The organism is Bradyrhizobium sp. Arg237L, assembly GCF_029990105.1.
In the GTDB taxonomy this organism is placed as follows: Bacteria; Pseudomonadota; Alphaproteobacteria; order Rhizobiales; family Xanthobacteraceae; genus Bradyrhizobium.
The window spans coordinates 1-23,261 of sequence record NZ_JAQMIL010000011.1; the positions used below are offsets into that span (position 1 = coordinate 1).

General features: G+C 62.9%; 21 protein-coding genes. 6 read left to right on the top strand and 15 right to left on the bottom strand.

The features are described 5' to 3' along the window. Positions 1-423: 423 nt before the first annotated feature. The 11 genes from OZ411_RS08880 to OZ411_RS08930 form a co-directional block, all read right to left on the bottom strand. Entirely contained in the window at positions 424-576 is a 153-nt protein-coding gene (locus OZ411_RS08880) for a hypothetical protein (protein ID WP_165421099.1), read from the bottom strand. Between the two features lie 165 nt (positions 577-741). Then, positions 742-2,208 (bottom strand): NAD(P)/FAD-dependent oxidoreductase, encoded by a 1,467-nt coding sequence (locus tag OZ411_RS08885; RefSeq protein WP_282527632.1) that lies wholly within the window; start codon positions 2,206-2,208, stop codon positions 742-744. 129 nt (positions 2,209-2,337) lie between these two features. Then, complete coding sequence (gene ahcY / locus OZ411_RS08890; protein ID WP_282527633.1) at positions 2,338-3,768, bottom strand: adenosylhomocysteinase; 1,431 nt, start codon at positions 3,766-3,768, stop codon at positions 2,338-2,340. Between the two features lie 90 nt (positions 3,769-3,858). Further along, positions 3,859-5,055 carry a methionine adenosyltransferase gene (gene metK, locus OZ411_RS08895; RefSeq protein ID WP_282527634.1) on the bottom strand — a complete coding sequence of 399 codons (1,197 nt, stop codon included), beginning with the start codon at positions 5,053-5,055 and terminating at the stop codon, positions 3,859-3,861. A 60-nt stretch (positions 5,056-5,115) separates the two neighbouring features. Beyond that, positions 5,116-6,471 (bottom strand): hypothetical protein, encoded by a 1,356-nt coding sequence (locus OZ411_RS08900; RefSeq protein ID WP_282527635.1) that lies wholly within the window; start codon positions 6,469-6,471, stop codon positions 5,116-5,118. 250 nt (positions 6,472-6,721) lie between these two features. Further along, positions 6,722-7,840 (bottom strand): cobalamin-independent methionine synthase II family protein, encoded by a 1,119-nt coding sequence (locus tag OZ411_RS08905; protein WP_282527636.1) that lies wholly within the window; start codon positions 7,838-7,840, stop codon positions 6,722-6,724. Between the two features lie 24 nt (positions 7,841-7,864). Then, on the bottom strand, positions 7,865-8,581 hold the full coding sequence (locus OZ411_RS08910) for an ABC transporter ATP-binding protein (RefSeq protein ID WP_282527637.1): 717 nt from the start codon (positions 8,579-8,581) through the stop codon (positions 7,865-7,867). Next, entirely contained in the window at positions 8,574-9,326 is a 753-nt protein-coding gene (locus OZ411_RS08915; protein WP_282527638.1) for an ABC transporter ATP-binding protein, read from the bottom strand. The genes OZ411_RS08910 and OZ411_RS08915 overlap by 8 nt, the downstream gene beginning before the upstream one ends. Further along, positions 9,323-10,354: a branched-chain amino acid ABC transporter permease gene (locus tag OZ411_RS08920; protein WP_282527639.1), complete on the bottom strand. Its 1,032-nt coding sequence runs from the start codon at positions 10,352-10,354 to the stop codon at positions 9,323-9,325. The genes OZ411_RS08915 and OZ411_RS08920 overlap by 4 nt, the downstream gene beginning before the upstream one ends. Before the next feature lie 7 nt (positions 10,355-10,361). After that, a complete protein-coding gene (locus OZ411_RS08925) occupies positions 10,362-11,231 on the bottom strand; it encodes a branched-chain amino acid ABC transporter permease (RefSeq protein ID WP_282527640.1) in 870 nt (289 codons plus the stop codon). A 133-nt stretch (positions 11,232-11,364) separates the two neighbouring features. Beyond that, entirely contained in the window at positions 11,365-12,537 is a 1,173-nt protein-coding gene (locus OZ411_RS08930; RefSeq protein ID WP_282527641.1) for an ABC transporter substrate-binding protein, read from the bottom strand. Positions 12,538-12,835: 298 nt separating this feature from the next. Here OZ411_RS08930 and OZ411_RS08935 point away from each other — a divergent pair, with 298 nt between their 5' ends. Continuing rightward, positions 12,836-13,114 carry a hypothetical protein gene (locus OZ411_RS08935; protein WP_282527642.1) on the top strand — a complete coding sequence of 93 codons (279 nt, stop codon included), beginning with the start codon at positions 12,836-12,838 and terminating at the stop codon, positions 13,112-13,114. Between the two features lie 22 nt (positions 13,115-13,136). Here the strand turns inward: OZ411_RS08935 and purU are convergent, their stop codons facing one another. Continuing rightward, positions 13,137-14,000: a formyltetrahydrofolate deformylase gene (purU, locus tag OZ411_RS08940; protein ID WP_130578667.1), complete on the bottom strand. Its 864-nt coding sequence runs from the start codon at positions 13,998-14,000 to the stop codon at positions 13,137-13,139. A 154-nt stretch (positions 14,001-14,154) separates the two neighbouring features. Here purU and OZ411_RS08945 point away from each other — a divergent pair, with 154 nt between their 5' ends. Then, on the top strand, positions 14,155-14,997 hold the full coding sequence (locus tag OZ411_RS08945; RefSeq protein WP_282527643.1) for a uroporphyrinogen-III synthase: 843 nt from the start codon (positions 14,155-14,157) through the stop codon (positions 14,995-14,997). Positions 14,998-15,103: 106 nt separating this feature from the next. Here OZ411_RS08945 and OZ411_RS08950 read toward each other — a convergent pair whose 3' ends face one another. The 3 genes from OZ411_RS08950 to OZ411_RS08960 form a co-directional block, all read right to left on the bottom strand. Next, positions 15,104-16,060 (bottom strand): GDP-L-fucose synthase, encoded by a 957-nt coding sequence (locus OZ411_RS08950; protein WP_282527644.1) that lies wholly within the window; start codon positions 16,058-16,060, stop codon positions 15,104-15,106. Beyond that, positions 16,041-17,126: a GDP-mannose 4,6-dehydratase gene (gmd, locus tag OZ411_RS08955; RefSeq protein WP_282527645.1), complete on the bottom strand. Its 1,086-nt coding sequence runs from the start codon at positions 17,124-17,126 to the stop codon at positions 16,041-16,043. The genes OZ411_RS08950 and gmd overlap by 20 nt, the downstream gene beginning before the upstream one ends. 146 nt (positions 17,127-17,272) lie before the next feature. Then, a complete protein-coding gene (locus tag OZ411_RS08960; protein ID WP_282527732.1) occupies positions 17,273-17,947 on the bottom strand; it encodes a Crp/Fnr family transcriptional regulator in 675 nt (224 codons plus the stop codon). 333 nt (positions 17,948-18,280) lie between these two features. Here OZ411_RS08960 and OZ411_RS08965 point away from each other — a divergent pair, with 333 nt between their 5' ends. The 4 genes from OZ411_RS08965 to OZ411_RS08980 all read left to right on the top strand — a co-directional run bounded on the left by OZ411_RS08965 (position 18,281) and on the right by OZ411_RS08980 (position 23,220). After that, positions 18,281-19,102, top strand: coding sequence for an ABC transporter ATP-binding protein (locus tag OZ411_RS08965; RefSeq protein ID WP_282527646.1), 822 nt, complete (start codon positions 18,281-18,283; stop codon positions 19,100-19,102). Then, on the top strand, positions 19,099-21,027 hold the full coding sequence (locus OZ411_RS08970) for a long-chain fatty acid--CoA ligase (RefSeq protein ID WP_282527647.1): 1,929 nt from the start codon (positions 19,099-19,101) through the stop codon (positions 21,025-21,027). Before OZ411_RS08965 ends, OZ411_RS08970 begins: the two co-directional genes overlap by 4 nt. A 223-nt stretch (positions 21,028-21,250) precedes the next feature. Continuing rightward, positions 21,251-22,144, top strand: coding sequence for a branched-chain amino acid ABC transporter permease (locus tag OZ411_RS08975; RefSeq protein ID WP_282527648.1), 894 nt, complete (start codon positions 21,251-21,253; stop codon positions 22,142-22,144). A gap of 2 nt (positions 22,145-22,146) precedes the next feature. After that, entirely contained in the window at positions 22,147-23,220 is a 1,074-nt protein-coding gene (locus tag OZ411_RS08980; protein ID WP_282527649.1) for a branched-chain amino acid ABC transporter permease, read from the top strand. Positions 23,221-23,261 lie beyond the last annotated feature (41 nt).

The window sequence follows — 23,261 nt, forward strand, 5'->3', positions numbered from 1 at the left end:
CATCGCGCAGGGAAAGCCGGAATGCTTCGGTTGAACCTGTGGTCCTACCCCCGTGCTTTTTGTTGCACGGGGCCCATGGGTGCAACCGGCACCCGGCTTTCCCTGCGCCCTCTGTTCAATGAGAGGGCGAAAAACGACGCAAAGCTCGGACGCAACGCGCCGCGAGAACGCGAACTCACATCCCCTCCGTTGTTTGAAATTCAAATCCGAACCCATCCCCGTCATTGCGAGCGCAGCGAAGCAATCCATCGCGCCGCGTGTGGAGGCATGGATTGCTTCGCTGCGCTCGCAATGACGTCGAGAGAGCATGCCAAGCGCGCGGGTGCGTAGGATGGGTAGAGCGGAGCGAAACCCATCATTCACGCCGCTTGCACCATCGCGATGGGTTTCGCTTCGCTCTACCCATCCTACGGGACTGCACCGTCAGGCGCGCATCGCCTGCAGGCCCTTGAAGGTCAGGCGCTTGGGGTCCTTGATGCCGGCGAGGTAGAGGCGGCGGATGAAGGCAACGGCGGCGTCGCGGTCGCAATCGGTCAGCGCCACGAGGGCATCGACGGCAATTCGCTGGGCGTCCATGGGCTTCCTCTTGCTATCAGCAGCCACAGGCCGTGCAGCGTAGGGCATCTCGGTTAATCCGGCGTTAACCGTCGCGGCAGAATGGCTGATTCGGCAGGAAGCCCGAATCCGCAAAACTACCCATGGGACGTTAAGGCGCAGGTTTCGCGAGAACAGCGAGGATTGTCACGAATACTGCATCACGCCGTCATCCACCTTGCCATAGCGCAGGGAGACGATGTCGAGCGCATAGTTCTGGTAGAGCCGCCACGGCCGCTTCGAGCCCTGCTTGGGCAGTTTGGCGATCGAGCGCTGGACATAGCCGGATGAGAAATCCAGCGCCGGCAGCGCCTCGATCGAGGGATCGAGATTGTGCGCCACGCATTGCCTGAAGCCGTGCCGGTCCATGTAGTTGATCAGACGGCAGGCATATTCGCAGGAGAGGTCGCATTTCAGCGTCCAGGACGCGTTGGTGTAGCCGAGCGTCGCAGCGAGGTTCGGCACATCCGAATACATCATGCCCTTATAGCTCAGCGTATTCGCGAAATCGACCTTGCGGCCATCGACGCTGACCTCGACGCCGCCGAGCACCTGCAGGATCAGGCCGGTGGCGGTGATGATGATGTCAGCCGGAAGCTCGCTGCCGTCCTCCAGGCGAATCCCGTTCCTGATGAAGGTGTCGATCCGGCTGGTGACGACGGAGGCGCGCTTCTCGCGGATCGACTTGAACAGGTCGCCGTCAGGCACAAGGCAGAGCCGCTGCTCCCAGGGATTGTAGCGCGGCGTGAAATGCGTGCCGATGTCGTAATCCGGACCGAGCGCCATCTTGATGCCGCCGAGGATGAGCTCTTTGGCGCGTTCCGGCTTGCGGCGGCAGAGCTGGAAGAAATACATGCCGAGCAGCACGTTGCGCCAGCGGATCAGATGATAGGCGAGCTTGGCCGAGAGATTGCGCCTGAGCTTGTTGGCGAGCGCATCCTCCGCCGGACGCGCCACCACATAAGTCGGCGAGCGCTGCAGCATGGTGACATGCGCGGCCGTCTTGGCGAGCTCCGGCACCAGCGTCACCGCGGTTGCCCCCGAGCCAATCACGACGACGCGCTTGCCGGCATAGTCGAGATGCTCGGGCCATTTCTGCGGATGAACGATCTGGCCCTCGAAGTCGGCGGCACCAGCAAATTCCGGCGTGTAGCCTTCCTCGTATTTGTAATAGCCCGAGCACATGAAGAGGAAATTGCAGGTGAAGCGCACGATCTCGGCCGCGCCCTCGCCTGCCCTGCGCTCCGCCTCGACGGTCCAGCGCACCTGTTCGGACGACCACGAGACGCGCTTGACGCGATGGTTGAAGCGGATCTTGCGGTCGATCCCGTTCTGCGCCGCGGTCTCCCGCACATAGTTCAGGATCCGCGGCCCGTCGGCGATCGCCTTCGGTTCGGTCCAGGGGCGGAACGAGTAGCCGAGCGTGTACATGTCGCTGTCGGAGCGGATGCCGGGATAGCGGAACAGATCCCAGGTGCCGCCGATGCAGTCGCGGCCCTCGAGGATGACGTAGCTTTTGGTCGGGCACTTCTGCTGCAGGTGATAGCCCGCGCCGATGCCGGACAGCCCGGCGCCGACGATCAGAACATCGAAATGCTCGATTGCCTCGGTCATGACCTTCTCCCTGCCGAAGTATTGAGCAGGCGGGAACCAATTTGCAACTCGCTTCGGTTGGCCGCACCAAAGAAAAAGGCCCCGGACTGCGCCGGGGCCTTCCAATATCTCGCTGAGGAGAACTGGGGGTCAGTAGCGGTAGTGATCCGACTTGTACGGCCCTTCCGTCTTGACGCCGATATAGTCGGCCTGGTCCTTGCGCAGTTCGGTCAGCTTGACGCCGATCTTGGCGAGGTGCAGGCGGGCGACCTTCTCATCCAGCGACTTCGGCAGCACGTAGACCTTCTTCTCGTACTTGCCGTCCTTGTTGTTGGCGAACAGCTCGATCTGCGCCAGCGTCTGGTTGGTGAAGGAGGCCGACATCACGAAGGACGGATGGCCCATGGCGTTGCCGAGGTTCACCAGGCGGCCTTCTGACAGCAGGATGATGCGGTGCTTGTCGGCGAATTCGATCTCGTCGACCTGCGGCTTGATGTTGGTCCATTTCAGATTGCGCAGGGACGCGATCTGGATCTCGTTGTCGAAGTGGCCGATGTTGCAGACGATGGCGCGATCCTTCATCGCGCGCATGTGTTCGATGGTGATGATGTCCTTGTTGCCGGTGGCGGTGACGAAGATGTCGGCGCGCGGCGCGGCATCTTCCATGGTCACGACCTCATAGCCCTCCATCGCCGCCTGCAGCGCGCAGATCGGATCGATCTCGGAGACCATCACGCGGCAGCCGGCCTGGCGCAGCGAAGCGGCCGAGCCCTTGCCGACGTCGCCGAAGCCCGCGACCATCGCGACCTTGCCCGACAGCATCACGTCGGTGCCGCGGCGGATACCGTCGACCAAGGACTCCCGGCAGCCATAGAGGTTGTCGAACTTCGACTTGGTGACACTGTCGTTGACGTTGATGGCGGGGAACAGCAGCGTGCCCTTGTTCGCCATCTCATAGAGGCGGTGCACGCCCGTCGTCGTCTCCTCGGAGACGCCCTTGATGTTCTTGGCGATCTCGGCGAACCAGCCCTTCGGCTTCTCCTTCAGCAGCCGCTTGATCAGCGCGTAGAAGATCTCTTCTTCCTCAGAGGCGGGCTTGTCGAGGAACGCAGTGTCGCCCTGCTCGGCGCGGTAGCCGGCATGCACCAGCATGGTGGCGTCGCCGCCGTCGTCGAGGATCATGTTGGGCGTGCCGCCGCCGTGCCAGTCGAACAGCTTGGCGGTGTAGTCCCAGTATTCGGTGAGCGTCTCGCCCTTCACTGCGAACACCGGAATGCCAGCCGCAGCGATCGCGGCCGCGGCGTGGTCCTGGGTCGAATAGATGTTGCAGGAGACCCAGCGGATGTCGGCGCCGAGCGCGGCCAGCGTCTCGATCAGGACTGCGGTCTGGATCGTCATGTGCAGGGAGCCGGCAATACGCGCGCCCTTCAGGGGCTGCTTGGGGCCGAACTCCTCGCGTGTCGCCATCAGGCCGGGCATCTCGGTTTCTGCGAGCGAGATTTCCTTGCGGCCGAAGTCGGCGAGCGAGATGTCCTTGACGATGTAGTCGGTGAAGGCAGGCTTCTTGGCGGCGGCGGTCATGCGATTGATCCCTCAAAAAGCGTATTCCGAAAAGCGATCTCAGCTTTCCGGAATACGCGACACGGTTACGGACAACAATTACGGAGAAAGTCAGACTGCGCGCTTGAGCGGCTCGACGAGATCGGTCTTCTCCCAGGAGAAGCCGCCCTCATTGTCGGGCGTGCGGCCGAAATGGCCGTAAGCCGAGGTCCGCGCGTAGATCGGACGGTTGAGGTCGAGATGGCTGCGGATGCCGCGCGGGGTCAGGTCCATCGCCTGCGCCACCGCCTTCTCGAGTCTGTCCTCCGGCAGCTTACCTGTGCCATGGGTGTCGATGTAGATCGACAGCGGCCGCGCCACGCCGATCGCGTAAGCGAGCTGCAGCGTGCAGCGGTCGGCGAGACCGGCCGCGACGATGTTCTTGGCCACATAGCGCGCGGCATAGGCGGCCGAGCGGTCGACCTTGGTCGGGTCCTTGCCGGAGAAAGCGCCGCCGCCATGCGGGGCCGCGCCGCCATAGGTGTCGACGATGATCTTGCGGCCGGTGAGGCCGGAATCGCCGTCGGGCCCGCCGATGAAGAACTTGCCGGTCGGGTTGATGTGCCAGATGGTCTTGCCGTTGATCCAGTCCTTCGGCAACGCCTCGCGCACATAGGGCTCGACGATGTCGCGAACCTGAGTGGAGGAGAGGTCCTCGACCAGATGCTGGTGCGAGACCACGATCTCACGCACGCCGACCGGCTTGCCGTTCTCGTACTGCACGGTCACCTGGCTCTTGGAGTCCGGCCCCAGGACCTTCTCGCGGCCCGAGTGGCGCGCTTCGGAAATCAGCCGCAGGATCTTGTGGGCGTAGAAGATCGGCGCCGGCATCAGGTCAGGCGTCTCATTGGTGGCGTAACCGAACATGATGCCCTGGTCGCCCGCGCCCTCTTCCTTCTTCTCGCCCGGCTGCAGCGCGTCGACGCCCTGTGCGATATCGGCCGACTGCGGATGCAAGAGGATCTCGATGTCGCAGGTCTTCCAGTGGAAGCCTTCCTGCTCGTAGCCGATGTCCTTGATCGCCTCGCGGACAGTGCTTTCGATCTGGTCGTTGGTCACCGACTGCGGCCCGCGGGTTTCGCCGGCGATCACCACCTTGTTGGTGGTGGCGAGCGTTTCGCAGGCAGCGCGGATCTGCCACGGGTCGATCCCGGCTTTCGGGCCTTCCCGGTAGAACAGGTCAACGATCTCGTCGGAAATCCGGTCGCAGACCTTGTCGGGATGACCCTCCGAGACCGACTCGCTGGTGAACAGGTAAGACGCGCGCATCTAGCAAACCCCTTTTTTCGTCGAGCTCCGACGTTCGTTCCTGAATGTGTCCCTGGAATGTCAGTCTCTACGACGCGAGATGACGTAGGATTCGTCGTAAAACCACAGCCCATTGTGCTTGCGCAGCACTTCGCGGGTAGCCTCCAGAGTTCGGCCGCTTTCCGTCATCTCGGTCAACCGGTCATCCTCGATCTGGGCGACATACACTGCCGCGTTCCACGCTGCAAAAGCCGTCGAGGTTCCGATCGACCCGGTGACCTCGTTCGGCAAGGCTTCCATATCATAACGGAAGATCGAACGGTTATCGGCGTAAGCGTTAAAGTTAAGGTCGCGCCCGGCCGATCCGAGTTCGTACTTGACCGCGCGCAATATCTCATGGCGGCTGACGGCGAAAGGATTTTCTCCGGGCCACACTGCCTGAATAATTTCCAGGCCCGGATCGTGGCCATGGGAGTGGATACCGATCAAGCGCCCACCGGCGCGCAAGGCCCGCGCCAGCGGCGCGATGATGCGCTTGGCGCGGAAATTCACAGACGATTTTGCCCGGTATGGCTGGGATGCGATGACGAGGTCGAAATTGGCCTCCGTCTTGCCGGCCCGCGGAATGATCGAATCGAGCAGGAACCTTTGGTCCTCCCGATAGAGCGCCAAAACCACCGGGCGCTCATAGATGGGCATCCCGGATCGTGGGCTGACGCTGGCCCGCCAATTCTGCTCAAGAAATGGGCCAAGTTCCGCGATTTGGGCCTCGAATTCGCCCGACGATGCCCCCCGCAGCGCCACTTCATGCCAGAGCGTGCCGGCGGCGGCCGCGGGCGATTTCGGGGTCAGCCAGGGCGCCTCCGCGTAATACATGTTGGTCAGCACGAAGACGGTAGCGGGGTGTTCGAACAGCCGGTCCGGCACCTTGTCCAGGGTCAGCCGGACGTCCTCCAGGCTCAATTCCTTGCCGGCGACGTAGAACGGCATATGCGGAAAGCGGCTATGCATGGAGCGCAGAACTCGCGCCAGCACAGTACCGTCGCCGATACCCGCGTCGAATACCCGCAGCGCCGGCGGCCGGGGATGGAGGGCGGACAGTTCCAGCGCGACGCGCTGCGCGATCACCCGCTTCTCGCCGCAGGTGTGGACAAACAGCAGGTATCTCTGCCGGTTCTCGAAAAAGCGGAAGTTTTGCCGCGGATCGCGCTTTTCGGGCGGCACCACCAGGCCGCGCGGCGGCGCCACCCCGCCGGGCGTGGAGGTGGCGATGAAGGCCTGGATACGGTCCAGCGTGTCGATGGTGATCCGCTTACCCTCCCGCAGCCGGTGCACCAGCTTGCCGTCATTCACGGCGCGGCGGCCGAACGTCGTCTCGGCCATATCCGCCCGGCGGCAGAAGTCGGTGATCTGGCTGAGGATCTCGTCGTTCTTCATTGGGCCAGGACGGTGGGACCGCTGTGGGCAGGGAGTGGACGGTGGACACCCCTATCACCATCTGCCCACTACTTGAAGCCCTCTCCTCCTCTCAATCAAAGCGAGCATGAATGAACAACACTACCGACCACCGCGCGCGGCGACTTGTCGGCCGCAGCCGACGAGCGAAGGCGGAAGCAACCCATCTTCCTTCGCGCTTACGTGGAGATGGATTGCTTCGTCGCTTCGCTATTTCGCAATGACGGCGAGGTTATCTGCCCCACACCTCTTCGGCGACTTCCACTGCGAGCCTGAGCTTCGCCCACTGCTCTTCTTCGGAAAGGACGTTGCCTTCCTCGGTCGAGGCGAAGCCGCATTGCGGCGAGAGAGCAAGCTGGTCGAGCGGCGCGAATTTCGAAGCCTCCTCCAGGCGTCGCTTGATGGCGTCCTTGCTCTCGAGTTCGCCGAACTTGGAAGTAATGACGCCGACCACCACGACCTTGTTGCCCTTCGGCAGATAGCGCAGCGGCTCGAAACCGCCGGCACGATCGGAATCATATTCGAGGAAATAGCCGTCGTAGTTGGTGCCGCCGAGCAGCGTTTGCGCCACCGGCTCGTAGCCACCAGAGGAGATCCAGGTGGAGCGGAAATTGCCGCGGCAGACATGGGTCGAGATCACCATGTCGGACGGACGGTCCGCGATCGCGTAGTTGATGACGCGGGCGTAGATCTCCTGCAACCCATCGGGATTGTCGCCGCGCTCACGCGCCTTCTGCAATTCCTCCTGCGAGCAGAGATAGGCCCATACCGTGTCATCGAACTGCAGATAGCGGCAGCCGGCGTCGTAAAACGCCTTCACGGCCTTGCGGTAGGTCTTGCCGAGGTCCTCGAAGAACGGCTCAAGCTCGGGATAGACCTCCTTCGAGATCAGCTTGCGGCCACCGCGGAAGTGCAGCACCGACGGCGCCGGGATCGTCATCTTCGCAGTGACGTGAGCCTGGTCGGCGTATTTCTTCAGAAACCTGAAGTGATCGAGCATCGGGTGGTTGTCGGGGAAATCCAATTTGTCGATCACGCGGATCGCGTCATGACGCGTCTGCACGCCCGCGAACTGGATGCCGGCGTCCGGGTGGAACAGTTCGCAGCCGGTCAGCTTGGCGAGAAAATCGAAGTGCCACCAGGAGCGGCGGAATTCACCGTCGGTCGCGAGCTTCAGGCCAGTGGAGGCCTGGCGGTGTATGACCTTCTCGATCTCGATGTCCTCGATCTTGCGCAGATCCTCGGGCGTGATCTCGCCCTTTTCAAGCTTGGCGCGGGCCTCCTTGATCTTCGGTGGCCGCAGCAGGCTGCCGACCTCGTCGGCGCGGAAAGGAGGTTTTGTTCGTTGCATGGTTTCGACTCCCTAGGGACGGAACTAATGCGCTTTGGCGCCGGAGACCCCAAGATGCCGCTCGAGCACCGTGGGATCGGCCTTCAAGGTATCGCTTGCCGCATCGTGCACGATTGTGCCGCGTTCCAATATCACGACGCGGTCGGCGAGCCCCAGAACCTTTTGCGCGTGCTGTTCTACGATGATCGAGCAGATACCACCAGAGCGGGTGATCGTGCCGAGCGCCTTCAGCAATTCCTCAACGATGATCGGCGCCAGCCCTTCCGTCGGCTCGTCGAGCAGCAGCACCTTCGGATTCAGCGTCAGCGCACGCCCGATCGCCAGCATCTGCTGCTCGCCACCGGAGAGCTGGTTGCCGAAATTGTTGCGGCGTTCTTCGAGCCGCGGAAACATCCGGTAGATTTGCTCGACTGTCCACGGTCCCGGCTGGGCCACTGCGGTCATGTTCTCCTCGACCGTGAGGGAGCGAAAGATATTGCGTTCCTGCGGTACCCAGCCGACGCCAGCGCGGGCCCGCTGGTCTGGGCGCAATGCCGTGATGTCTTGCCCACCCAACGACACGGTGCCGCCGAAACGGCGGGTGACGCCGACGATGGAATTGATCAGCGTGGTCTTGCCGGTGCCGTTGCGCCCGAGCAGCGCCAGCACCTGGCCTTCGGGGAGCGACAGCGTCATGCCCGGCAGCACCACCGCCTCGCCATAACCGGCACGCAGGCCCTCGATCGCGAGCAGGTCAGGCATTGGCTGCCTCGCCGAGATAGACCGCCTTCACCTGCGGGTCGCGCGCTACGGCATCCGGCGGACCTTCGGTCAATAGCGCACCATTGACCAGCACCGAGATGCGGTCGGCGAAGGAGAATACGAGATCCATGTCGTGCTCGATCAGGAGCACGGTCACCTCGCGCGGCAGCGCCGCGACTGCGGCCAGGATGTCGTGGCGCTCGATTTCGGGTACGCCGGCCGCCGGCTCGTCGAGCAGCAGCACGCGGGGTCTGGCGGCGATCGCGACCGCGATCTCGAGCAGGCGCTGCTTGCCATAGGGCAAAGTGACGGTGAGCTCGTTCATGACGTCGAGCAAATGAAACCGCGTGAGGATATCCGCGATCTCGGCATTGACGTCTGCCCGCGTCCCCATCCGCCGCCACCAGTCGCCACCGCGGCCCATCCGTTCGGAGACCGCGAGCCCAATGGTCTCGAGCGGCGTGAGATCGGGATAGAGCTGATTGATCTGGAACGTACGCGACAGGCCGCGCAGCACGCGCCTGTGCACCGGCAGGCTGGTGATGTCGTTGCCTTCGAGCAGGATGCGGCCGGCATTGGGCCGCAGCACCCCGGTGAGCAGGTTGATCACCGTGGTCTTGCCGGCCCCGTTCGGCCCGATCAAAGCGTGGCGGGCGCCCTGCTCGATCCGAAGCGAAAGCTCGCGCGTGACACGCAAGCCGCCGAAGGATTTATCCAATCCCCTGGTTTCCAGCGCGATCGTCATGACGGGTCGCTCTCAGGGACCACGACAACGGCCCGGCGGCCGGCAAATTGCCGGATGATGAGGTTCGGCAGCCAAAGCACCCAGCGATGGATGCGGGCGCGGCCGACCAGAACGATCGCGACCAGCACCAGCCCGATCCAGAACAGCCAATATTGCGGCGTGATGGTCGAAAACAGCTCCTGCAGCATCTTGAACACGACGGCACCGATCAGCCCGCCATAGAGATAGCCGGTTCCGCCGATGACAAGCATCAGCATTAAATCAGCCGAACGCTCGAACGAGAACACGTCGAGCGAGGCGAGCGCCGTCGTCTGTGTGAACAGCGCGCCGGCGATGCCGGCATAGAACGCCGAGACGGTGTAGATCGCGATCAATCGGCGATTGACGGGAATGCCGATCGCGGCGGCGCGCAGCGGGTTGTTCCGGATCGCCCGCAGCGACAGGCCGAACGGCGAATGCACGATCCGCCGGGCGAGCAGGAACAGGAGGAACAGCACGATCAGCGAATAGAAAAAACCAGTCTTGCCGAAGATGTCGAACGTGAAGCGGCCGAGGATCGGCTGCATCTCGATGCCCTGCAATCCGTCGGTGCCGCCGGTGATATCGGAGAAGCGTTCGGCGAGCGCTTCCAGGAGCAGCGCGATGCCGAGCGTCACCATCAGCCGGGTCAGATCGACGCCGCGGATGACAAGGAAGCTCGTGAAGAAGCCCAGTACCATCGCAGCAAAACCTGCGACCACGAGCGCAAGCACAGGCTCGCTGATGATGCCATGCAGCGCCAGCAGCCCTGCGGAATAGGCGCCGACGCCGAAGAACGCGGCATGCCCGAGCGAGACGATGCCGGCATAGCCGAGGATCAGGTCGAGCGACAGCGCGAACAAAGCGAGCCGCACGATGTCGGTCATGATCAGGTAGCGGGATGGAAACAGGAAGCCACAGGCGACGACCACGATCCAGAACGCAATCTCGCCCGGCCGCCAGCGGGCACTGGCAACCGCATGCGTGGAGACGTCAGGAAGCGTGGTCATCGCGCCCTCAACGCGCGGCCGTGCGGCCGAACAGGCCGTTCGGACGCCAGATCAGGATCACGATCATGATGGTGTAGATCACGAAGGGTCCCATCTTCGGGACATAATACTTGCCGGCGACATCGCCGATGCCGAGCAAGAGCGAGGCCAGGAATGGCCCGGTGATCGAGGAGGAGCCGCCCACCGTCACCACGATCAGAAAGTAGATCATGAATTTGAGCGGGAAATACGGATCGAGACCGAGGATCTCCGCGCTCAACGCGCCGCCGAGCCCGGCCAGCCCACAACCGAAGGCGAAGGTAAACGCAAACACCTGCGGCACATTGATGCCGAGCCCGATCGCGGCGCGGGGATCATCGACCGCTGCGCGCAGGCGGCTGCCGAAGCGCGTGCGCGCCAGGATCAATTGCAGCGCGACCGTGAGGAAACCGCAGATCACGATGATCATCAGCCGGTAGCGGCCGATGCCGACCCCGAACAAATCGAACTGCCCCTCGAGGGCCGCCGGCAATTTGATGAAGACCCGCGTCGAACCCATGATGTAGTCGACCGCTGCGACCGACATGAAGACAAGGCCGATCGAGAACAGCACCTGGTCAAGATGGCTGCGCGCATAGAGATGACGGTACAGCGCTCGCTCCAGGACCACGCCAATCGCAGCACTCGCGACGAAGGCAAGCGGCAGCGCCACAAAGAACGGCCAGCCGGAATTGTTCACCAGCACCGCGCAGATGTAGCCGCCGGCCATCGCGAAGGCGCCGTGCGCGAGGTTGACGAAGTTCATCAGCCCGAGCGTCACCGCGAGCCCGCAAGCGAGCACGAACAGCAGCATGCCGTAGGCGACCCCGTCGAACAGGATGGTGAAGAGACTGGTCATTGGAGGTCGGAGAACTCTAACAGGAACTCGTCATTCCGGGGCACGCGAAGCGTGAACCCGGAATCTTGCTCAGTAACCTCGGGATTCCGGGTTCGCTGGCTTCGCCAGCGCCCCGGAATGACAGCGGGGAGCGTCACTTCTTGGTCTTGCCGGGGTCCTTGACGGCCTCGAACGTAGCGAACTCCACATTGTAGAGTTCGCCGTCGACCTTCTCGACCTTGCGGATATAGATGTTCTGGACGATGTCGCGTGTCTCGGGGTCGATCGAGATCGGCCCCCGCGGGCTCTCCCACTTCATTCCCTTCATCGCCGCGATCAGCTTGTCGCCGGTCGCGTCGCCGCCAGTCTTCTTCAGGGCTTCATAGATCAGATGGATGCCATCATAGCCGCCGACCGCCATGAAGCCGGGCCGGTTGTTGAACGCCTTCTTGTAGGCGGCCACGAATTCCTTGTTGGTCTGCGAGGGATGCGCGGCGGAATAGAGATGCGCGGTGACCGCGCCGAGCGCGGCGTCGCCCATGTTGTTGAGGAGATCGTCGTCCATGACGTCGCCGGGCCCGATCACCGTGATGCCGCTCTTGTCCAGCCCGCGCTCGGCATATTGCTTCATGAAATTGCCGCCCTGCCCGGCCGGCACGAACACGAACATGGCGTCCGGCTTGGAATCCTTCATCCGTTGCAGGAATGGCGCGAAGTCGGGATTGGCGAGCGGCACCTTCACCTCTTCGACGATCTCGCCGCCGCCGGCCACGAAATGCTCCTTGAAGGAAGCGAGCGCGTCATTGCCGGGCGCGTAATCCGAGGTCAGGGTCGCCACCTTCTTGATGCCGTTCTTGACCGCCCAGTCGCCGATGATGGTGGAAGACTGCGGCAGCGTGAAGCTGGTGCGGACGATATAGGGCGAGCGCTCGGTGATGATGGAGGTGCCGGCCGCCATCACGATTTCCGGAACTTTCGCCTGCGTCGCCAGGGGCGCCGCAGCGAGCGCGGCCGGGGTGACGCCGAAACCGGCAATGATGTTCACTTTCTCGTTGACGATCAGCTCCTGGGCGAGCCGCTTGGTGTTGTCGGGAACCGCGGCGTCGTCCCTCAGGATGATCTCGATCTTCTTGCCAGCGACCGTGTCCCCCTTCTGCTGCATATAGAGCTTGATCGCGTTGTCGATCTGCTTGCCGGTCGAGGCCTGTCCGCCGGTCATCGGCACGATCAGGCCGATCTTGACCGTTTCCTCCGCCTGGGCGGGCACGACTGCCGCTGCGGCGGCAATGGCGCCTGCAGCCAGCAACAATTGACGGCGAATGAACATGAACGCTTCTCCCCCTCATCGTTCTTGCGGATCGAACGGCCCTTGCCTCACCATAGCCCAGATTGTTCGGCGGTGTAGCGCGGCGAAAGGCGTTGTCCGGCACCGGTTTGTCAAGCCAACGTAAGGATGGTGCCGGCGCAATGACCGCCAGGAGCTGCCGATAGCTTAAGGTTCTATAATACCTCCAACAAGACCTGATAAGGCTATCTTACCATTTCGAAACTAGGGTCCGCTGACCCGCGCCAACGGTTGGCGCAGTTCGGTCCAAATCTTCAAGCCCACGACACCCTGCATTGCGATGCCAACCAGCGCCCGCCCTCTCGCAACCCTCTTCGCCCTAGCTCTGACAGGCTGTGCCTTGGGCGGATGCGGTACCGTCAACGAGAAGCTGTCTGCCGGCACGGCGGACCTCATTCCGGCCTGGGCGGGCGGGCTGCCCGCGGACGCCCCACCCCGGCCCGGCACCGCCAAATATGACGAATTCATGCGCGAGCGGGAACGCAAGCGGATGATGCCGGCTGCCGAGCGCGGCGACGATAACAAGCCGGCACCGACCTCGCAGGACACCGCTCATTGAGGACGGGCGAGCGCCACTCCGCTCAGTCGACGAACACCACCGTCTTGCGTCCGTTGGGGATCACGCGGTCCTCGAGATGGTAGCGGATCGCGCGGGCCAGCACCCGGCGCTCGATATCCCGGCCCTTGCGGACGAGGTCGTCGGGCGTATCGCGGTGGCTGATGCGCTCGACGTCCTGGTCGATGATCGGCCCTTCGTCGAGGTCACCGGTGACGTAATGGGCAGTGGCGCCGATCAATTTGACGCCGCGCTCATGGGCCTGGTGGTAGGGGCGCGCGCCCTTGAAGCCCGGCAGGAACGAATGGTGGATATTCATGCAACGGCCCGCGAGCTTGGCCGACAGCTCGTCCGACAGGATCTGCATGTAGCGTGCGAGCACGACGAGGTCGGCGCTCGTGTCCTCGGCGAGCTTCCAGAGCGCGGCTTCCTGCTCGCGTTTGGTCTCCCTGGTCACAGGCAGGTAGTGGAACGGGATTTCACCGAAATCGAGATGGCTGTAGGTCTCGCGCGGATGGTTGGAGACGATCGCGGTCGGGATCATCTGCAATTCGCCGGTGCGCCAGCGATAGAGGATATCGACCAGGCAGTGATCGGATTTGGAGACTAGCAGCATCACACGGCGGCGACTTGCGCGGTCGCGCATCTGCCAAACCATGCCGAAACGCTCGGCGATTGCGGTAAAGCCGGTCTGCAGCGCCGACAATTCGACCGCGAGGTCGGCGGCGGTGAACACCACCCGCATGAAGAATTTCTTGGTTTCGATATCGTCGAACTGCTGGGCGTCCAGGATGTTCTGACCATTATGCGCGAGAAAGGTCGAGACCGCCGAGACGATACCGGGACGGTCGGGGCAGGACAGAGTCAGGACAAATTGGGGGTCGGACATGGCGATGGATCGAGACTTGGCCGATGACGGCTTGATTGACTAAGGCTTGGGCTGCCGCAGGAACGGCTGATTTGCGGGCCCTGCTCTACCACCGCCGTCGCCCTTGCGCCAATCCCGCGGCAGGGGCCAAATTAAACTCTACGAGAGGCACATCATGGCTGACCGGCTGAACGGCTACCGCATCCTGATCCTGGAGACGCGCGAGGAGGCGCAATTCTCCCGCCTGCTCGCCGAACAGGGCGCCGACGTGCTGCAATGTCCGATGTTCGCGATCCACGATGCGCCGGATCCGGCGCCGATCGAGGCCTGGATCAAGCGTTGTATCGAAAACCCCTTCGACGATCTGGTGCTGATGACCGGCGAGGGCCTGCGGCGCTTGATGAAGGTCGTGCGCCGCGTCGGCGTCGAGCAGGAGTTCATTGCAGCGCTGACCAAGGCCCGCAAATTCGCCCGTGGCCCAAAGCCCGGCCGTGCGTTGCGCGAAATCGGGCTCGAGCCGCAGGTGACGACGGAGAAACCGACCTCGGAGGGCGTCATCGAGATGCTGTCCCGGATCGATCTGAAGGGCCATCGCCTCGGCCTCCAGCTCTATCCGGACAAGGATCACGGCGCGTTGATCGGCGCGATCGAAGCCCAGGGCGCGGAGGTCGATACCGTGCTGCCCTATGTCTACGATCCCAAGGCGGCCGACGCCAACATCGTCGTCGCCATCGACGAGATGGCGGAGGGCCGGATCGATGCGATCGCGCTGACCAACCTGGGCCAGGTGCGCCGGCTGTTCGAAGCCGCGCAGGCGCGCGGCTATGAGGACAGGCTGCGTCAGGGCCTTGACCGAACCTCGATCGCCTCAGTGGGGCCGGCGGTCTCCGGCGAGCTCGCCTCACACGGCCTGCGCACCGATATCGCGCCGGCGAACGACGCTTACTTCATGAAGCCGCTGATCTCGGCGATGGCGGTGGCACTGGCGAAGCAGCCGCCGCGGATGGGGACGAAATAATTCACTCTCCGCGTCATTGCGAGCGCAGCGAAGCAATCCATCTCGCCACTTGTGGAGGCATGGATTGCTTCGCTGCGCTCGCAATGACGAGTGGTAGGGCTGGGTGCTATTCCGCGGCCTGCTGGCTTTCGCTGAGATAACCCTGATAGGCGAGCCCGATGCCGTCTTCTAGCGATGTCTTCGCTTGCCAGCCAAGTGCGGCCAGCCGGCTGACGTCGAGCAATTTGCGCGGCGTGCCGTCGGGCCGCGAGGTGTCATAGCTGATCTCGCCGTTATAGCCGACCGCGGCCGCGACGACGCGGGCGAATTCCGCGATCGTGATGTCCTTGCCGGTGCCGATATTGACCAGGCCGCTGTCGGAATAGACCTTCATCAGGTGGATGCAGGCGTCAGCGAGATCGTCGACATAGAGGAATTCGCGCCGCGGCGTGCCGGTGCCCCAGACCACGACATTCTTCGTCCCGGACGCTTTCGCCTCATGGAAACGGCGGATCAAGGCCGCGACGACGTGGCTGTATTCGGGGTGATAATTATCACCGCGACCATAAAGATTGGTCGGCATCACGCTGATGAAATCCGCGCCGTACTGGCTACGATAGGTTTCCGTCATCTTGATGCCCGCGATCTTGGCAATCGCGTAGGGCTCGTTGGTCGGCTCCAGCGGCCCGGTCAGCACCGAGTCCTCGCGCAGCGGCTGTGGCGCCAGGCGAGGATAGATGCAGGAGGAGCCGAAGAACATCAGCTTCTCGGTTCCGTTGACGTGAGCCGCGTGGATCACGTTGGTTGCGATCGCCAGATTGTCGTAGAGGAACTCGGCGCGCAGCAGGTCGTTGGCGGCGATGCCACCGACTTTCGCCGCCGCCAGGAACACCGCCTGCGGCCGCCTGGCGGCAAACCACCGGTTGACCGCGGCCTGGTCGCGCAGATCGACCTCGCCGCGCGGCGCCGTCAGAAGCTCGACATCCTCCTGTGCAAGCCGTCGCACCAGCGACGAGCCGACCATGCCGCGATGGCCGGCGACAAAGACCGTCTTGCCTTTCAGCTCAAACGGCTTGCTTGCCATTGGCGGCCTCCTGCCTGGCCTCGGCGAGGTCGCTCGCCACCATCTCCTTCACGAGCTGGGCAAAGCTGGTCTTCGGCTTCCAGCCGAGCTTCTCGCGCGCCTTGCTGGCGTCGCCGATCAAGAGGTCGACCTCGGTCGGCCGGAAATAAGTCGGGTCGATACGGACCACGGTCTTGCCGGATTTTGTGTCGACCCCGATCTCGTCAACGCCCTTCCCGCGCCACTCGATTCCGCGCCCGACTTCGGCAAACGCAAGTTCCACGAATTCGCGCACCGAGCGCGTCTCGCCAGTCGCCAGCACGAAATCGTCAGGCGCATCCGCCTGCAGGATACTGTGCATGCCCTCGACATAATCCCGCGCATGACCCCAGTCGCGCTTGGCCTCGAGATTGCCGAGATAGAGCGTCTCCTCGAGTCCGACCTCGATGCGGGTGACGCCGCGGGTGATCTTGCGGGTGACGAAGGTCTCGCCGCGAATCGGGCTCTCATGGTTGAACAGGATGCCGTTCGAAGCATACATGCCGTAGGCCTCGCGGTAGTTCACCGTGATCCAGTAGCCGTAAAGCTTTGCCACGCCATAAGGCGAACGCGGATAGAATGGCGTGGTTTCTTTCTGCGGCACTTCCTGGACCAGGCCGTAAAGCTCCGATGTGGAGGCCTGATAGAACCGCGTCTCCTTCTCCATGCCGAGGATGCGGATCGCCTCCAAGAGGCGCAGCACGCCGATGGCATCGGCATTCGCCGTATATTCCGGGCTTTCGAAACTGACCCCGACATGGCTTTGCGCGGCGAGGTTATAGATCTCGGTCGGCCTGATCTGCTGCATCAGCCGGATCAGGTTGGTCGAGTCCGTCATATCGCCATAATGCAGCAGGAACGGCACGTTGCCGACATGGGGATCCTGATAGAGATGATCGACGCGCGCCGTATTGAACGACGACGAGCGACGCTTGATGCCATGGACGGTGTAGCCAAGGCCGAGCAGATATTCAGCGAGGTAAGCGCCGTCCTGACCGGTGGCGCCCGTGATCAGCGCGACACGTCGCTTGGAGTCCTGAACCGCCATATCCTCTCCGAGGGCACGGAACTGCGCCGGGTTGCGAATGGCCCGGTCTGTAGCATCCGTCCTCCGCGAAGTCTAATGCCATAACCATTTGGAATCAGGCCGTTAGCCTCGAGCTTTCGGGCAGACACGGCGCCGGGCCGGCTGGACTATTCGCCGTAGTGGCGGAGACGTTCGAGGTCGACAATGGTCACGCCGCCATATTCCAGCCGCAGGAGGCCCTCCTTCTCCAGCCGCTTCAGGCACTGGTTCGCATTCTGCCGCGAGATGCCGGAAAGCGCCCCGATTTCCTCCTGCGTGATCTCGAGATGGCGCGACAGCTCGGGGTAGAGAATTGGGTTGAACAGGGAGGCGATGGATCGCGCCAGCCGCGCGGTCGCATCCAGGGTACGGCCATATTCCAGGAGCGCAATGAACTGGCCAAGCCGCTCGTTGAGCTGCGCCACCAGGAAACGGTTGAACGCCACACTGTTCTCGAACAGCCAGACGAAGGTCTTGCGGTCCATCATGGCCAGCCGCGTGTCGCGCAGCGCCACCACGTCGTAACGCCGCGCTTCGTTCTTCAGCACCGACCCCTCGCCGAACCAGGCGCCGGCAGTCAGTCCGGCGAAGCTTGCGGCCTTGCCGCCGCGGGAGACGATGCCCATCCGCGCCAGCCCCGTGACCACGCCGGTCCAGTAGTCAAAACGGTCGCCGCGCATGAAGATGAATTTATTGGCGCCATAGGATTTCTCGGTGATGCCGCTGCGCGCGACCTCGATCTCGCGGTCGTCCAGCTCACGCGACCAGGCCGCGATGCGCTTCAGGTAATCGGCAGCAATCATGATCTCGTTGACTGTCGTCCGTCTCGCCATGCTGCACCGCAACAACACGCAGGCCGAACGAAATTTGCCGGCCAATTGTCGGGCACAAGACATTTCACCGTACCGCTTTGCCCTATGGAGGGCCACCGGCGCAATGTCATCTGCACGACACGCGTGGAAGCACGAACGGGCAAGGTGCCGGGTGCGGCGTTACCGCGCATGAGCGGTCGCGTTCGCAAGCGGAACGAGGCACCATTAGTCGGATGGCTTAGCCGGAACGGCCGATGTAAGATTATCGCTGTCTTTGCAACAAGAGACAAAGAGCGCGTGAAGCGCCGCTTCTGGAGGGAATAGGTGGATTACACGTTGGAGGTGCGCGGGGTGTCGCTGCGCTTTGGTGGCGTCCGCGCGCTGACCGAAGTGAGCTTTGGCGTCAAGCCCGGCGAATTGTTCTCCATCATCGGCCCGAACGGCGCCGGCAAGACCTCGATCGTCAACTGCATTTCCGGCCGCTACAAGCCGACCGAAGGCCAGCTTTTCTATCGTGGCAAGGATATCACGGGCCTCAATCCGAACGCCCGGCCCTCGCTCGGCATCGGCCGCACCTTCCAGAATCTCGCGCTGTTCCACCACATGAGCGTGCTCGACAACATCATGGTCGGCCGCCATCACCTGCTGAAGAATAATTTCATCACCGGAGCGCTGTACTGGCTGACCGGCGCGCGGCGCGAGGAGCTCGATCATCGCCGCAAGGTCGAGGAGATCATCGATTTCCTCGACCTGCAATCGGTGCGCAAGGCAACCGCCGGCACGCTTCCCTACGGCCTGCGCAAGCGCGTGGAACTTGCCCGCGCGATGGCGCTCGAACCGCAGTTGATCCTGCTGGACGAGCCGATGGCCGGCATGAACTTCGAAGAGAAGGAGGACATGACGCGCTACATCGTCGATCTCAACGAAGAGTTCGGCATGACCGTCGTGATGATCGAGCACGATATGGGCGTGGTGATGGACATCTCCCACCGCGTCATGGTGCTCGATTTCGGCCGCAAGATCGCCGAGGGCGATTCTGCGACCGTGCTCGCCGATCCCCACGTCAAGCGCGCCTATCTCGGCGAAGAGGACGAGGCGCTGGTCGATCCCGACGACGTGCCACTGCCGCGGGAGAGCGCGGCATGATGGATTACGCCGGGCGCGCCGCACAGGCCGACACCTTTCCCAAGATGCTGCGGCTGAATGCCAGGGAAAATGGCCGCGAGATCGCGCTGCGCGAGAAGGATCTTGGTCTGTGGCGTGAATTCACCTGGAACGACTACCAGGCCCGCGTGCGGGAATTCGCGCTCGGCATGATCGAACTGGGTCTTGGCCGCGCTGACGTCATCGGCATCATCGGCGACAATCGCCCGGACTGGGTCGCCGCCGAGATCGCCAGCCACGCAATCGGCGGCATGAGTCTTGGGCTTTATCGCGACGTGCTGGATGAGGAGGCGGCTTATCTCCTGAACTATGGCGAGGCGAAGCTCGTATTCGCCGAGGATGAGGAGCAGGTCGACAAGCTGCTGGGGCTGGCCGACCGCGCGCCGCACCTGAAGCACATCATCTATTCCGATCCGCGCGGCATGCGGAAATATGACGATCCACGCCTGATGGAGGCAAGCAAGCTCGCCGGCCTCGGCCGCGAGCGCGCGGCGCGTGAGCCCGGCCTCTACGACACGCTGGTCGATGCCACCAAAGGCGAAGACGTCGCGATCCTCTGCACGACGTCAGGCACGACAGCCAATCCGAAGCTGGCGATGCTCGCCGCGGGCCGCGTGCTCAAGCACTGCGCGACCTATCTCTTCTTCGATCCGAAGGGACCTGACGACGAATATGTGTCGGTGCTGCCGCTGCCCTGGATCATGGAGCAGGTCTACGCGCTCGGCAAAGGTCTGCTCTGCCGGATGAAGGTCAACTTCGTCGAAGAGCCCGACACCATGATGCACGATTTCCGCGAGATCGCGCCGACCTTCGTGCTGTTCGCGCCGCGGGTATGGGAGGCAATCGCGGCAGACGTGCGCGCCGACGTGATGGACTCGTCGCCGTTGAAGCAAAGGCTCTACGAGCTCGGTATGAAAACCGGGCTTGCGGCGCTCGAGCAAGGCAAGCGCTCGGTGGTCGCGGACCAGCTTCTGTTCCGTGCACTCCGCGACCGGCTCGGGTTCACGCGACTGCGATCGGCGGCCACCGGCGGCGCCGCGCTCGGCCCCGACACCTTCAAATTCTTCCGGGCAATGGGCGTGCCGCTGCGTACGCTCTATGGCCAGACCGAGCTGCTCGGCGCCTATACGCTGCATCCGCCCGGCGAAGTCGATCCCGATACCACGGGCATCGCGATGGCCGAGACGATCGAGATCCGCGTCGACAACCCTGATGTCAACGGCGTCGGCGAGATCGTGGTGCGCCACCCCAACATGTTCTTAGGGTATTACAAGAACCCAGAGGCGTCTGTGGCAGACATCCAGGATGGCTGGATGCGCTCCGGCGATGCCGGCTATTTCAACGATAGCAACCAGCTCGTGGTGATCGACCGCATCAAGGACCTTGCCGAGACCTCGCGTGGCGATCGCTTCTCGCCGCAGTATATCGAGAACAAGCTGAAGTTCTCGCCCTACATTGCGGAAGCGGTGGTGCTCGGTGCCGGCCGCGACGCGCTCGCCTCGATGATCTGCATCCGCTACTCCATCATCTCGAAATGGGCCGAGAAGAGCCGAATCTCGTTCACGACTTATAGCGACCTCTCCTCGCGTCCCGAGGTCTATGCGCTGTTGCGGAAGGAAGTCGAGACCGTCAACGCCTCGCTGCCACCGGCCCAGCGCATCTCCCGCTTCCTGCTGCTCTACAAGGAACTCGACGCCGACGACGGCGAACTGACCCGCACCCGGAAAGTGCGCCGCGGCGTCATCAACGAGAAATACGCCCAGATCATCGACGCGATTTATCGCGGCGACACCAACATTCCGGTCGATACCGTGATCCGTTTCCAGGATGGCACCACCCAGCGCGTGCGGACCACGCTGAAGGTGGTGGACATGGTGGGCGCGGCGACTGCGGAGGCCGCGGAATGAGCTATCTGCAACAGCAAGGCGCGATGCGAGTTGTGGTGCCCTCTCCCCTTGTGGGAGAGGGCCCCTCCGCCAGCAGACAAGGCCTCCATAGGGTGAGGGGTTCCCTCCCCGCACTCCCGATGCGGAGGCGAGCCCTCACCCGGCGTCGCTTCGCGACGCCACCCTCTCCCACAGGGGGAGAGGGTGCAGCGGCGTTCCCCTCTTTCGTTAGTCGCCAATCAACATGAACACCCAATTCCTGCTCCAGCTCCTCATCAACGGCCTCGTGGTCGGTACGCTTTACGGCGTGGTCGCGATGTCGTTCGTGCTGATCTACAAGGCGACCCAGGTCGTGAATTTCGCGCAAGGCGAACTGCTGCTCATCGGCGCCTGGGTGTGCTGGGCGCTGCTCGCCAAATACCAGGTGCCGTTCTGGCTGGGCATGCCGCTCACGCTGGTGTTCATGTTCATCTTCGGCATCGCAATTCAGATCGTGATCCTGCGGCCAATGATCGGCGAACCGATCATCTCCGTCATCATGGTGACGATCGGGCTCTCCACGGTGTTCCAGGCCGCGCTGAAATGGATGTTCGGCGTCAACCCGCAGCCGTTCCCCCGCGTATTCCAGAGCCAATCGGTCCACCTGTTCGGCCTCCAGATCCAGACCGTCTACGTGATGAGTCTCGTGGTTTCGATCGCGATGATGATCGGCATGGCCTGGTTCTTCCGCGCCTCCAAATACGGCCTGGCGATGCGGGCCACCGCCTTCAACCAGCAGGTCGCACAGTCGCTTGGCATTTCCGTGAAAAGCGTGTTCGCGATGGCCTGGGCGATTTCGGCGACCGTGTCGGCGGTCGCGGGCGTCGTCGTCGCCGTCGTCAACGGCGTCTCTTCCGGTCTCTCCGCCTATGGCATCAAGGTATTTCCGGCGGCGATCCTCGGCGGGCTCGATTCGGTCGGCGGCGCCGTGCTCGGCGGCATCATCATCGGGCTGCTCGAGAATGTCGCGCAATATGTCGACAGCCAGTACCTGCACTGGGGTAATCTCTACGAGATCGCGCCGTTCTACGTCTTGATCATCATCCTGATGATCAAGCCCTACGGCCTCTTCGGCACCAAGGATATTGAGCGGGTCTGACCATGGCGACGCGTTCCCTGATTCCCTCCGGCGACTTCCGTACGACGTACGGGGCCGACACCACGATCTTTCCGACCATCACCAGCCGCAATTTCGCGATCGCCGGCATCGTGCTGGCCTGCCTCGCGCCTTACGTCTTCGCGAACTACTGGCTCAGCATCTCGATCCAGATCGGCATCTTCGCGATTGCGGCACTCGGCCTCAACGTGCTGGTCGGCTTCACCGGGCAGATCTCGATCGGCCACGCGGCGTTCTTCCTGCTTGGCGCCTTCACTTCGGCCTATATCTCGAACAACGCGCCGATCCCGGTATTCTTCGCCATTCCACTTGCGGGTCTCGTCACCGCGCTGGTCGGCCTGATCTTCGGCGTGCCGGCGGCGCGGCTCAAGGGGCTTTATCTCGCGATCGCGACGCTCGCCGCACAATACATCCTGCTCGATTTCTTCTCCCGCGCCGAATGGTTCTCCGGCGGCTCGGTGCCGGCGAGCGCCGAGCCATTTTCGATCTTCGGCTACACGCTGCGCGGCGACCGCCAGTATTTTTATGTCGTGCTGGCTTACGTGGTCGTCAGCTATCTTCTGGTCACCAATTTGATGCGCACGCGCGATGGACGCGCGTTGATTGCGATCCGCGACCATTATCTTTCCGCCGAGATCATGGGCATCAACCTCACCAAATACCGAACGCTGTCGTTCGGCATTGCCGCATTCTTCGCGGGCATCGCCGGCGCGCTCTATGCGCACTATCAGCTTGTCGTCTCGCAGGAAGGTTTCGGCATCGAGCGCTCCGTGCTGTTCCTGGCCATGGTCATCATCGGCGGCACGGGCTCAGTGGTGGGCACGCTGATGGGCACAGCCTTCGTGGTGCTGCTGCCGGAGGCAATGGAGTGGCTCAGCCTGCAATTGAAGGGAAGCGCGATAGACAGGGCGCTGGAGCTCAACAACAACATCACGTTTCTGCGCGAGATCGCGATCGGGCTGATCATCATCGCGTTCCTGATGTTCGAGCCGGACGGGCTTGCGCATCGCTGGCGGCAGATCAAGGCATATTGGAAACTCTACCCGTTCTCACATTGAGGTCGGGGCAAAGACTTACAAACGCATCAACGAATAACAGG